This window comes from Arenibacter lacus (assembly GCF_008711145.1).
Lineage (GTDB): Bacteria > Bacteroidota > Bacteroidia > Flavobacteriales > Flavobacteriaceae > Arenibacter > Arenibacter amylolyticus.
In genome coordinates this window covers 20,048-32,359 of record NZ_VVIN01000001.1, presented here as the reverse complement: position 1 = coordinate 32,359, position 12,312 = coordinate 20,048, and the positions used below count along the sequence as shown (strand labels likewise).

The 12,312-nt window shown below is 41.0% G+C and carries 7 protein-coding genes and 2 tRNA genes; 5 read left to right on the top strand and 4 right to left on the bottom strand.

What is annotated here, in order from left to right:
* Position 1: 1 nt before the first annotated feature.
* Both F1E73_RS00120 and F1E73_RS00115 read right to left on the bottom strand, forming a co-directional pair.
* Positions 2 to 400 carry an STAS/SEC14 domain-containing protein gene (locus F1E73_RS00120; RefSeq protein WP_086477292.1) on the bottom strand — a complete coding sequence of 133 codons (399 nt, stop codon included), beginning with the start codon at positions 398 to 400 and terminating at the stop codon, positions 2 to 4.
* A 510-nt stretch (positions 401 to 910) separates the two neighbouring features.
* On the bottom strand, positions 911 to 3,457 hold the full coding sequence (locus F1E73_RS00115) for an ATP-dependent Clp protease ATP-binding subunit (protein ID WP_086477293.1): 2,547 nt from the start codon (positions 3,455 to 3,457) through the stop codon (positions 911 to 913).
* A 254-nt stretch (positions 3,458 to 3,711) separates the two neighbouring features.
* Here F1E73_RS00115 and gyrA point away from each other — a divergent pair, with 254 nt between their 5' ends.
* Both gyrA and F1E73_RS00105 read left to right on the top strand, forming a co-directional pair.
* A complete protein-coding gene (gene gyrA, locus F1E73_RS00110) occupies positions 3,712 to 6,240 on the top strand; it encodes a DNA gyrase subunit A (RefSeq protein WP_086477294.1) in 2,529 nt (842 codons plus the stop codon).
* 31 nt (positions 6,241 to 6,271) lie between these two features.
* On the top strand, positions 6,272 to 7,534 hold the full coding sequence (locus F1E73_RS00105) for a tetratricopeptide repeat protein (RefSeq protein ID WP_086477295.1): 1,263 nt from the start codon (positions 6,272 to 6,274) through the stop codon (positions 7,532 to 7,534).
* 67 nt (positions 7,535 to 7,601) lie between these two features.
* On the opposite strand, the gene F1E73_RS00100 is transcribed toward F1E73_RS00105, so the two are convergent.
* Positions 7,602 to 8,354: a C40 family peptidase gene (locus F1E73_RS00100; protein ID WP_150450800.1), complete on the bottom strand. Its 753-nt coding sequence runs from the start codon at positions 8,352 to 8,354 to the stop codon at positions 7,602 to 7,604.
* A gap of 22 nt (positions 8,355 to 8,376) precedes the next feature.
* Positions 8,377 to 9,552, bottom strand: a complete 1,176-nt coding sequence (locus F1E73_RS00095) for an acetyl-CoA C-acyltransferase (RefSeq protein ID WP_150450799.1) — start codon at positions 9,550 to 9,552, stop codon at positions 8,377 to 8,379.
* A 328-nt stretch (positions 9,553 to 9,880) separates the two neighbouring features.
* Between F1E73_RS00095 and F1E73_RS00090 the strand changes: the two genes are divergently transcribed.
* The 3 genes from F1E73_RS00090 to F1E73_RS00080 all read left to right on the top strand — a co-directional run bounded on the left by F1E73_RS00090 (position 9,881) and on the right by F1E73_RS00080 (position 12,226).
* Complete coding sequence (locus tag F1E73_RS00090; RefSeq protein ID WP_150450798.1) at positions 9,881 to 11,941, top strand: HD family phosphohydrolase; 2,061 nt, start codon at positions 9,881 to 9,883, stop codon at positions 11,939 to 11,941.
* 95 nt (positions 11,942 to 12,036) lie between these two features.
* Positions 12,037 to 12,120: transfer RNA gene (locus F1E73_RS00085), tRNA-Ser, on the top strand.
* A 31-nt stretch (positions 12,121 to 12,151) separates the two neighbouring features.
* Positions 12,152 to 12,226: transfer RNA gene (locus tag F1E73_RS00080), tRNA-Pro, on the top strand.
* Positions 12,227 to 12,312: the final 86 nt, after the last annotated feature.

The following is a 12,312-nucleotide window of genomic DNA, read 5'->3' as shown; positions in this document are numbered from 1 at the left end:
ATTAGGCGCGAACCCGTCTTTTTACCCAGGCCAAGGCATTGTCCGTATCAATGAAAAATTTCATGTTTTTTTTGTAGAAGAGCTTTTCTATATTGAAATTGTGCATGTCTATCTCCTTAAGTGAGACTACAGCCAAGGCTTTTAAGTTATCTATTTCCCTAAGCTGGTTATAGATCATAGGATCTATGGCATACGAAAATTTGCGCAGGCTGATGAATCCAAAATTTCTTCCTCGAAAATGAATTTCTATAATACCGAGGATTTGGAAAAACCGCGCTACATCTATAGTGGTTCCTTCGTCAAATATTGCGATCATATAATCGTCAAATACTTGTACTTTTCCAATCTCCAGTTGGTATTCCCTAACGATGATGGTTTTTTTGGGTTTTCCCACTTTCATTATTAATAATTTACACAATGTCTCGGTGGCGAATGTATAATTATGGGCAGCTTTTTTGAAAATAATTAGATTAAAGACTTAATAATCGTTTATATGGAAATCTAGCTGGTGGATCTGTGATTGAATTCTTACACCTATTGATATAATCATGTTTTAATTATAGGAAAGGGCGGTAAGGCCTTGAGGGTGTTGTAGTCTGCGCGGGATTTTAAATTTACCTTTTATACTTTTTTTGATTTAGAGCTGTGGGCAGCTACTGTTGGCTGAGATTTAATTTAATGATGCAAAGCAGTAGTTGGGGTATAGGTTCATCTTTAAATTGGAATTGCTATTTAAAGGGCAGTGGTAGGGGTAGGCTGAGATTATAGGAAAGAGTATGGGGCGGAATAAAAAGGCAGATAGGAAATTGATTCCTATCTGCCTGTTCCTTGAGGTCTATTGGATAAACCTGTGTAACATTGATCTAACTATACTTTTTTATACAATTAGTCGCCTTTGTGTTATTAAAATTTAGGTCTTGGAAGATTCCTCGGCCTTGTTAATTTTAATGGTGAGTTTTTGTTTTTCCTCATCCAAATCCATGTGAATTGTATCGCCCTCTTGCAATTTTGAGTTTACAATCTCCTCCGCCAATGCATCTTCAATATATTTCTGAATGGCACGCTTAAGGGGTCTTGCTCCGTATTGCTTGTCGAAACCTTTTTCGGCAATATAATCCTTTGCTTTTTCAGAGAGGAAAAGGTTGTACCCTATATCCTTGATTCTGGCGTACAATTTCTTTAGCTCAATATCTATAATCTTATGGATATGCTCTCTCTCCAAGGCATTAAAGACAACTACATCGTCAATTCTGTTCAGGAACTCGGGGGCAAATGCTTTTTTCAGGGCATTTTCAATTACACTCTTCTGATGTGTATCTGCCTGCGCTTTTTTTGCGGATGTCCCGAAACCAACTCCTTGACCAAAATCCTTTAGTTGTCTAGCCCCAATGTTCGAGGTCATGATAACCACCGTATTTCTAAAGTCGATCTTCCTACCTAAACTATCGGTAAGGAATCCATCGTCTAATACTTGTAAAAGCATATTAAAGACATCTGGATGCGCTTTTTCAATCTCGTCCAGGAGAATCACGGAATATGGTTTGCGACGCACTTTTTCCGTAAGCTGTCCACCTTCCTCATAACCAACATATCCTGGAGGTGCACCTACCAATCTAGAGATAGCGAATTTCTCCATATACTCGCTCATATCAACGCGTATCAGGCCATCTTCGGAATCGAACAATTCCTTAGCGAGTACCTTGGCAAGTTGTGTTTTACCCACCCCGGTCTGTCCTAGGAAAATAAAGGAGCCAATCGGTTTATTGGGGTCTTTAAGTCCGGCACGGTTTCTTTGGATAGCTTTAGCCACTTTAGATACGGCATCGTCTTGTCCTATTACGTTGGCCTTAATTAATTCCGGTAATTTAGCAAGTTTATTGCTTTCTGTCTGTGCAATTCTATTTACTGGAATACCGCTCATCATGGATACTACATCTGCAACATTATCTTCCGTTACGGTTTCCTTGTGAAGCTTACTATCCTCTTCCCAGCGCTCTTGCGCAATGGCTAAATCCTTTTCAATTCGCTTTTCATCGTCCCTAAGCTTGGCAGCCTCTTCGTACTTCTGTTTTTTGACTACCGAATTTTTCAATTCACGTACTTCTTCCAGCTTTTTTTCTAATTCCAAAATCTGTTTGGGAACGTCCATATTAACAATGTGGACCCTAGAGCCAGCTTCGTCCAAGGCATCTATAGCCTTGTCTGGTAAGAATCTGTCTGTCATATAGCGACTGGTGAGTTTAACACAGGCAACGATGGCTTCATCCGTATAATGCACGTTGTGGTGTTCCTCGTACTTTCCTTTTATGTTTTTGAGTATTTCAATGGTTTCCTCAATAGTGGTAGGTTCTACCAATACCTTTTGGAATCGTCTTTCCAAGGCCCCATCTTTCTCAATGTATTGACGGAATTCATCCAAGGTAGTGGCACCAATACATTGTATTTCGCCTCTCGCCAAAGCAGGTTTAAACATATTGGAAGCATCCAAGCTTCCTGTTGCTCCACCAGCTCCAACTATAGTGTGGATCTCATCAATAAAGAGGATAACATCGTCATTCTTCTCCAATTCGTTCATCACCGCCTTCATGCGCTCTTCAAACTGGCCTCTGTATTTTGTGCCTGCCACCAGGGAGGCTAGGTCTAAGGTTACCACTCTTTTATTGTAAAGAATCCTAGATACCTTTTTATTGACAATTCTAAGGGCCAAGCCTTCGGCAATGGCGCTTTTCCCTACACCGGGTTCCCCTATCAATAAAGGGTTGTTCTTCTTTCTCCTACTGAGAATCTGGGATACCCTTTCTATTTCTTTTTCACGACCCACTACAGGGTCCAACTTGTTTTCCTCTGCCATTCTGGTGAGGTCTCGTCCAAAATTGTCCAAAACGGGTGTCTTGGATTTTTTGCTCCCCTTGGGAGTACCGGCACCAAAGGTGCTTTCCTTCTCCTCGTGGGAGTCGCCAGAATCGCTTGGAAAGGATTCCGAGGTTGGGGAGTCTATATAGTCGTCATCACTTGTAATCATAGATTTAAATTGGTCTTTTACCCCGTCATAGTCTACTTTTAATTTGTGAAGTAGCTTGGTGGTGGGGTCATTTTCATTGCGTAAAATACAGAGCAAAAGATGTGCTGTGTTAATGGAAGAGCTTTGAAAAAGCTTGGCCTCCAAAAACGTTGTTTTTAAAGCACGTTCTGCCTGCCTTGTAAGGTGAAGGTTTTTCTTGTCCTTCTGCACAGTGCCGGAGCTGAGGTTTGCCGGACTTAGAATTTCCACTTTTCTCCTCAGGTGGTCTAAGTCTACGTCCAAGGCATCTAAAATGCTAATGGCCTTCCCATTACCGTCCCTAAGCAGTCCTAGCATTAAATGCTCCGTTCCAATAAAGTCGTGCCCTAATCTAAGGGCCTCTTCCTTACTGTAAGCAATAACGTCTTTTACTCTAGGGGAAAAATTATCATCCATAAAATATCCTTTCAACTTTAAAAATAGTAAATCTATACTAAACTAGGGCAAATACTATACCTAATTATAAATATAATTGCTCAATTGACAAAAAAAGGTTTTCTGACGTAAAAAACAACTTGTAAATTGCGAATAAAAATTTTGGCTAGTTGTGTTGATAAAAACTTTACAAAAGTATAGCTTTATTGCCTTGGTAGTGCCGATTTTGTGTATATTGTCGTGCTTTTTTTAACTAATTTTAGAGAAGATTTTAAATGGCAGAAAGAGAAAGATTAATTCCGGTTAACATAGAAGAAGAAATGAAATCTGCGTACATTGATTATTCAATGTCCGTCATTGTGTCACGTGCCCTGCCAGATGTCAGGGATGGATTGAAGCCAGTGCACAGAAGGGTTTTGTTTGGGATGCACGAATTGGGGGTTAGATCCAATAGTGCCTATAAGAAATCGGCCCGTATTGTGGGTGAGGTATTAGGTAAGTACCACCCGCACGGAGATACCTCCGTATATGATTCCATGGTGCGTATGGCCCAGGACTGGAGTTTACGCTATATGTTGGTGGATGGCCAAGGTAACTTTGGCTCTATAGATGGAGACAGTCCGGCAGCGATGCGTTATACGGAAGCCCGTATGCGCAAAATAGCCGATGATATGTTGATTGATATAGAAAAGGATACGGTAGACCATCAACTGAATTTTGACGATTCATTGAAAGAGCCCACCGTATTGCCAACCAGAGTGCCTAACCTTTTGGTGAACGGTGCCTCCGGTATTGCAGTAGGGATGGCCACCAATATGCCTCCCCATAACCTTTCGGAGGTGGTAGATGGTACCATTGCCTATATAGACAATCACGATATTTCCGTGGACGAGATCATGACGCATATAAAAGCCCCCGATTTTCCAACCGGAGGTATTATTTATGGATATGATGGCGTAAAGGAAGCCTTCCATACCGGTAGAGGACGGGTAATGGTACGGGCGAAAGCCGAATTTGAGGAAGTGCAAGGCAGGGAGTGTATCGTGGTAACAGAGATTCCTTACTTGGTGAACAAGGCCGATATGATTAAAAAGACGGCAGACCTTGTAAATGAAAAGAAAATAGATGGAATTGCTTCTATTAGGGACGAGTCCGATAGGAACGGAATGCGTATTGTCTATGTTTTAAAAAGAGATGCTATTCCCAATATTGTTCTTAATACCTTATACAAGTATACCGCACTACAATCCTCGTTTAGTGTAAACAATATTGCCCTTGTTAACGGCAGGCCAAAATTGCTGAACGTAAAGGATATGATCCACTATTTTGTGGAGCATCGTCATGAGGTGGTCGTAAGGCGTACCGAGTTTGAACTTAAGAAAGCAGAAGATAGAGCTCACATACTAGAGGGGCTTATCATCGCTTCGGACAATATAGATGAGGTTATTGCTATCATCAGAGGCTCTTCCAATGCAGATGAGGCTAGGGAGAAATTGATGGAGCGCTTTAAGCTAAGTGAAGTTCAGGCAAAGGCAATCGTAGATATGAGATTGCGTCAGTTGACCGGACTGGAGCAGGATAAGCTAAGAACCGAATATGAGGAGGTAATAGCTCTTATTGCCGACTTAAAGGATATTTTGGCAAGGAAGGAGCGTAGAATGGAGATCATTAAGGAAGAACTCCAAGAGATCAAGGATAAATATGGAGATAGAAGACGTTCTGAAATAAATATCGCAGGTGGGGATTTAAGTATGGAAGATATGATACCCAATGAGCAAGTGGTTATCACCATCTCCCATGCAGGTTATATTAAGAGAACCCCATTGTCCGAATACAAAACCCAGCATAGGGGCGGGGTGGGCCAAAAAGCCTCTTCCACAAGGAACGAGGATTTCCTGGAGCATTTATTTGTGAGTACCAATCACCAGTATATGTTGTTCTTTACCAAAAAAGGAAAATGTTTCTGGATGAGAGTATATGAAATTCCAGAAGGTACCAGAACTTCTAAAGGAAGGGCAATTCAGAACCTTATTAATATAGAGAACGACGATACGGTAAAAGCCTTTATCTCTACGCAGGATTTAAAGGATGAGGAGTACGTTAACAGTCACTATGTAATTATGGCTACTAAAAAAGGAGTGGTTAAAAAGACCTCCTTGGAGCAGTATTCTAGACCGAGACAAAATGGAATTAACGCTATTGGAATCCGCGAAGGGGATGAGCTATTGGAGGCAAAACTTACCACCGGAGCCAGTCAGATATTCCTTGGTTTAAAATCTGGAAAAGCCATTAGATTCGAGGAAAGTAAGACTAGACCCATGGGACGAAATGCCTCTGGAGTAAGGGGAATTACCCTGGACAGTGAGCAGGATGAGGTGATAGGAATGGTAGCAGTTCATAATTTTGATGAGGAAATTCTGGTGGTTTCTGAAAACGGTTATGGAAAAAGATCCAGTATTGAGGATTATAGAATAACCAACCGAGGAGGAAAAGGAGTGAAAACCATTTCCGTTACCGAAAAAACAGGAGAATTGGTGGCCATTAAAAACGTATCCGATTCCGATGACCTTATGATTATCAATAAATCTGGTATCGCTATTAGAATGAGCGTAGAGGATTTAAGGGTAATGGGACGTGCTACCCAAGGAGTTCGACTTATAAATATTAAGGGGAAAGATTCCATTGCAGCAGTAGCAAAAGTGATGAAGGAAGAAGAGGATTTGGAAGATGTGGACAACTTGGATGTAGACGTTAATCCAGAAAATGGCACGGCTCTTGATAATGATGAAGGGCAAAAAGAATAAGTTTATACACTAATTTAAATATACAGTTGAAATGAAAAAAAATATCATAATACTTTCCGCCATGTTTTGCGGAGTAGTGGGATTCGCGCAAAAAAGCGAAATAAGGTCCGCAGACCGATCGCTAAGATCTGGAAATGCCTCTGCGGCGATAGCCTCATTGGAAAGTGCATCCTCTTTAATTGATGCGGCAGACGAAAGAATGCAAGCCCAGTATTATTTCTTAAAAGGAAAGGCGCATGCAGAATTAGCTAAAAAAGGAGAAGTAGACGCTTTTGACAAAGCCATCTCCTCCCTAAAAAAGGTTTCCAAAATAGAAGAAGCTAGTGGGAGGTCTAAATATAGCGCAGAAGCAAAAGAAATCCTTTCTTCTATGACCGTAGATTTAGTCAACTTGGCCGTAGAGGACAATAACAACAAGCGTTTTAAGGAAGGTGCTGAAAAACTTTATTTGGGGTACCAATTAAGTCCTAAGGATACAATCTACCTATATTATGCCGCTAGTAGTGCTGTTAATGGTGGGCATTTTGAGCAGGCGCTTTCCTATTATGAGGAGTTGAAAGACCTTAATTACGACGGAAGTGGAATTGTTTATAAGGCTACCAATGTAGAAACCGGAGAGGTAGAGGAAATGGATAAGACTCAAAGAGAGCTAATGGTTAAATCCGGAGCTTATAAAGATCCAATTGAAGAAAAAATTCCTTCTAAAACAACCGAGATTGTTAAAAATGTGGCCTTGATCTATACTCAATTAGGTAAGGATGATAAAGCATTGCAGGCCTACAAGGATGCAAGAGCAAAAGATCCTAAGGATGTAAACCTAATTTTGAATGAGGCCAATCTATATTACAAAATGGGGGACAAGGAAAAGTTTAAAGCTTTAATGGCAGAAGCTACTGAAGTTGCCCCAGATAATCCCGATCTTTTCTATAATATAGGGGTGATTAATATGGAGCAAGGAAATATTGAAGAAGCAAGAGCAGCCTATAGAAGAGCTATTGAAATAAACCCTGGATATGTAAATGCTCAATTAAATCTTTCCACTACTTATGTAAATGAGGGGAATGGATTGATTGATGAGATGAACTCTTTGGGTAACTCTAAAAAGGACATTGCTAGATACGATGAGCTAAAGGAGCAAAAAGATAGTTTGTTCCGTGATGGTGCCACTATTTTGGAGGATGCCGTTAGGGAAAATCCAGACAATCAGGCAATATTAACCCAGCTTAAGAATATTTATGGAGCCTTGGGTGATAATGAGAACTTTATGCGTGTTAAAAAGTTATTGGGAGAGTAATTACCGCCAATAGAAACCGTAAAAAGGAAAAGGGCCGTCAAGTTTAATTGACGGCCCTTTTTTATGCTTAAATAATCTTTTTGATGACTCGTAGGCTATGGGTGTAGGTATTGGTGTCCGTGCTAAAAATACCCGTATGGTCTAACCGGTCTAGCCTTACCTTTCCATACGAGTGGATGATGTAGTTGTTGTCCATTATTATTCCCACATGATCTATGACTCCTTCTTGGTTGTCGAAAAATGCCAAATCTCCAGGTTCGCTCTCCTCAATAAAACTTAGTGCCTCCCCTTGGGTAGACTGCTGTTGCGCTCCCCTTAGTAGGCGGTATCCATTTATTTTATACACCATTTGGGAAAGTCCCGCGCTGTCAATACCAAAAGCACTTTTGCCTCCCCAAAGGAAGGGAGCGTTAAGGTAGAGCAAGGCGGTTTCTACCAGTTGTGCCTTATTTAATGATCCATTGGAGTAGGGGCCATCAAAATAATGGTTTAAAACACTACTAGGAGGAATGGAAGAACCTAGGACAATGGGTAGTAAAACACTATTGTTGGTTTCAATAAAGGAAACAAGTTCCGTGGATATCTTAGTGGATTTAGAATTATCCAAATCTAAATACTGGACTTCATCGATAAAAGTAAATTGTTGATTGCTGATCCATCCTTCACACTGATCGTACGCTATTCGGATTCTGCTCCATTTTTTTCGTTGTTCTAAGACTTTAAAATGTTCTCCGTACAACAATTGGGTTATCATTTCTCCTGTGTCGTCGGGTATGGAACGTACCGGGACAAGGCTTAGGTGGCAAATACCGTACTGCATGGGCTTGCTTTACAAGAGCTAATTAATTTCTTTCTATGATTATTGCGGATGCACCGCCGCCACCATTACAAATGGCCGCTGCTCCTATTTTTCCATTGTTTTGTTTTAGCACGCTGAGGAGGGTGATGATGATACGGGCGCCAGAGCAGCCTAGGGGATGCCCCAAGGATACGGCACCACCGTTTACGTTCACCTTGTCGTCTCTTAGTCCTAAAATTTTCATATTGGCGAGGCCTACTACCGAAAATGCTTCATTAAACTCAAAGTAATCCACATCATCCAAGCTTATACCTGCTTTTGATAATGCATTAGGTAGCGCTTTTGCCGGTGCGGTGGTGAACCATTTAGGTTCTTGGGCAGCATCTGCATAGGCTTTAATAGTGGCTAGTGGCTTTAAATTTAGTTCTTTAGCCTTATCTGCACTCATTAATACCAAGGCGGCAGCACCGTCGTTGATTGTAGAGGCGTTGGCGGCAGTAACGGTACCATCTTTGGAGAAGGCAGGACGTAAGGTAGGAATCTTTTCCATTTTTACATTCTTGAATTCCTCATCCTCGGTCACCAAAACGGGTTCGCCCCTTCTTTGGGGAACCGAAACGGGAACCACCTCGTCATCAAATTTTCCTTTTTCCCACGCTTCCGAAGATCTTTGGTAAGATTGTATGGCAAAGTTATCTTGGTCTTCCCTGCTAAACTCATACTTGGTAGCGCAGGCGTCTGCACAGGTACCCATTGCCTGTTGGTCATAGGCATCTACCAGTCCATCTTTCTGCATTCCGTCTACCAAGCTGGCTGGACCAAATTTTTGGCCGCTTCTCAAATGAATATAATGTGGAATCAAGCTCATGTTTTCCATGCCCCCTGCTACCATAATGTCGTTGTCTCCCAACGCTATAGATTGGGCGGCCTGCATAACCGCTTTCATTCCAGACGCGCAAACCTTGTTTACCGTAGTACAAGGAACGGTATCTGGAATACCCGCTAAAAGTGCTGCTTGTCTGGCTGGAGCCTGCCCTACACCTGCCTGTACCACATTACCCATAAGTACTTCCTGTACTTTTGCAGGGTCTAAATTTATTTTTTCTAAGGCACCTTTAATGGCAATGGCCCCCAGGTTTTGGGCTGGTATGGTAGACAATGATCCCATAAAGCTTCCAATTGGGGTCCTGGCAACAGAAACAATTACAACATCTTTCATTTGAGTTCAGTTTTTGGTTCTTTGCGAAATTAATAAAATAATGCGCAATGAGATGGCCAACTTGCCAATAATCCGAATTTTTACTCACTTCGGAGTTTTAAAACCCCGAAGCCTAACGCCTTGTAATATCAGTAGTATTTTTCCAATGCCTTGTAGGCATGTCCTTAGAGTGGTGTCAATTACACTTGTGTTTGTTTTGGGGAACTAAATCGTCAATGAATTTTTCCTATGAAAATTAATGAGTTAAGTGGCTGCTTAGGGAGAGTAATCAGAGGAATTCCTAGTTTTAACTTAATATTCTCTATTTTTGACAATATACACTTTAAGTATGCGTAAGTTTTTAGACCGCCTTTATAAAAACCAATCTTTGGTTTATAAGTACTTTCTTTATTTTCTCGCTGTTTTTGTGATTGTATTCTTATTTCCTCGTGGGGGTAAGTTTAAATACGAATTTCAAAAGGGGAAACCATGGCAGTACGATAATTTCTATGCTCCCTTCGATTTTTCCATTAAAAAAAGCGAAGCGGAAATCAATAGCGAAAAAGAAAAGATCAGGGCTACTAGTGTTGATTATTACAACTATGATACAGAAATAGTTAAAGAGGTAGATAGTGTTATACAAGCCGAGATTGTTCAGGTCTTTGATGATACGAGTTATTCTAATTTAGATCGAGCCCATTTCCAGCAAGTAGCAAGGGAAATACTGGCGGAACTCTATACTAATGGAATTCTTTCCAAGGTAGGGCGTCCAGGGAATAAGAGCAGTTTGTATCTAGTAAAGAACAATGAGGCTAAAAAGCTTCAGTTTAAAAGCGTTTACACCCTGTCTGACGTAGGTAGGGTAGTGGAGAACATCTTGGTAAACCAGCAGCTGTCAGAGTTTGAACCTGCCTTTCAGCAGCTATTCTTCAATTCAGTAAAACCCAATCTAAGCTTTAATGAGGACCTTTCTAAAAAAGAGTTAGAGACAGAGTTTTCTAAGATTTCCTATACGCTGGGGAATGTGGACGAGGGGAAACTCATCATAGCCAAAGGGGAAGTGGTAGAAGAGGAAGACTTGCGGGTATTAGAGTCCTTAAAGAACGAATATGAATCTAAACTCTGGGGACAGAATAATCAGTACTTTGTAGTGATTGGATATGCTGTTCTGGTGGCAATGGTGCTTACCATGCTCTTTTTGTTTCTGAAGAAATACCGACGGGAGGTTTTTCTAGACAATACCAAGATTACTTTTATAGTGGTAAACATCCTTTTAATGGTTTTTGCGACTACGGTTATTGTGAAATACAATGAAGGGCTTGTTTTTGTAGTGCCCCTTTGTATTTTGCCGTTAATATTAAAAACCTTTTTCGATGCCAGATTAGGACTATTTGTGCATGTGCTTACCGTTTTAATATTGGGGTTTGTGGTGCCCAATAGTTTTGAATATATCTTTCTCCAGACTTTAGCAGGGATAGTGACCATATTATCCGTGTCTGAATTGTACAAAAGAGCCAATTTATTTATTTCGGTAGGACAGATTACCTTGGTTTACATTATAGGATATTTTGCCTTTCATATGATTCATGAAGGGAATTTGGATAACATACAATGGATCGTCTTTGGATTCTTTCTATTAAATGGAATGATTACCCTGTTTGTACAGCCCTTGATCTACATCTTCGAAAAAATATTCGGTTTGGTGTCGGATGTGTCCTTACTAGAGTTGTCGGATACCAATTCAAAATTACTAAAGGAGTTGTCGGACAGGGCGCCAGGTACTTTTCATCATTCCTTGCAGGTAGCTAATTTAGCGGAAGCGGCGGCCAATGAAATTGGTGCCAATGCCATGTTGGTGCGTGTTGGTGCCTTATACCACGATATCGGGAAGATGAATAATCCCACCTATTTTACGGAGAACCAAACTACCAATGTTAATCCGCACGACGATCTAGACCCTGTGGAGTCGGCCAGGATTATTATAGACCATGTTATACAGGGGATAGAGATTGCGCGTAAAAATAACGTTCCGGATAGGGTGATCGATTTCCTAAGGACGCATCACGGTACCTCTTTGGTGTATTATTTTTACCGTAAACAGGAAAAGCTGCATAAGGAAACCGGGGAAGCCTTGGATATTGAGGAATTTAGGTATCCAGGACCGCCTCCTTTTTCTAGGGAAACGGCAATTCTGATGATGGCCGACTCTGTGGAGGCAGCTTCCAAGAGTTTAAAGGACCCTACTTTCTCGGGAATTCACAATTTTGTGGAGAAAATAGTGGACGGACAGATTTCGGAGAATCAATTTTTAAATGCAAATATTACGTTTAAAGAGATAGAAACTATCAAGAAAGTGCTGAAACAGAAGCTGATAAACATTTATCATTTGAGGGTGGAATATCCCGAATAAATAATTAATAAAAAAAGTTGTCGAAATAGTTGGTTAATCCTAAATGAACTACTACATTTGCAACCGCATTTCGATGCACGATCTTGAAGATTATTGGAGAGGTGCCGGAGTGGTAACGGAGCAGATTGCTAATCTGTCGACGGGTAACTGTCGCCAGGGTTCGAGTCCCTGTCTCTCCGCTTTTTGAGAAGTCAAAATGGGAAACCATTTCGGGGTGTAGCGTAGCCCGGTTATCGCGCCTGCTTTGGGAGCAGGAGGTCGCAGGTTCGAATCCTGCCACCCCGACCTGAAAATCAGAGGTTTACAAGTTAATTTTTGTAAGCCTCTTTTTATTTGCACTCAATTTTCACTCAAAAATTGTCCTTTTTTGG

Bases quoted from the DNA above. Each gene is read 5' to 3' on its own strand.
- F1E73_RS00120 (WP_086477292.1), bottom strand. From the start codon at position 400: ATGAAAGTGGGAAAACCCAAAAAAACCATCATCGTTAGGGAATACCAA.
- F1E73_RS00105 (WP_086477295.1), top strand. From the start codon at position 6,272: ATGAAAAAAAATATCATAATACTTTCCGCCATGTTTTGCGGAGTAGTG.
- F1E73_RS00115 (WP_086477293.1), bottom strand. From the start codon at position 3,457: ATGGATGATAATTTTTCCCCTAGAGTAAAAGACGTTATTGCTTACAGT.
- F1E73_RS00095 (WP_150450799.1), bottom strand. From the start codon at position 9,552: ATGAAAGATGTTGTAATTGTTTCTGTTGCCAGGACCCCAATTGGAAGC.
- gyrA (WP_086477294.1), top strand. From the start codon at position 3,712: ATGGCAGAAAGAGAAAGATTAATTCCGGTTAACATAGAAGAAGAAATG.
- F1E73_RS00090 (WP_150450798.1), top strand. From the start codon at position 9,881: ATGCGTAAGTTTTTAGACCGCCTTTATAAAAACCAATCTTTGGTTTAT.
- F1E73_RS00100 (WP_150450800.1), bottom strand. From the start codon at position 8,354: ATGCAGTACGGTATTTGCCACCTAAGCCTTGTCCCGGTACGTTCCATA.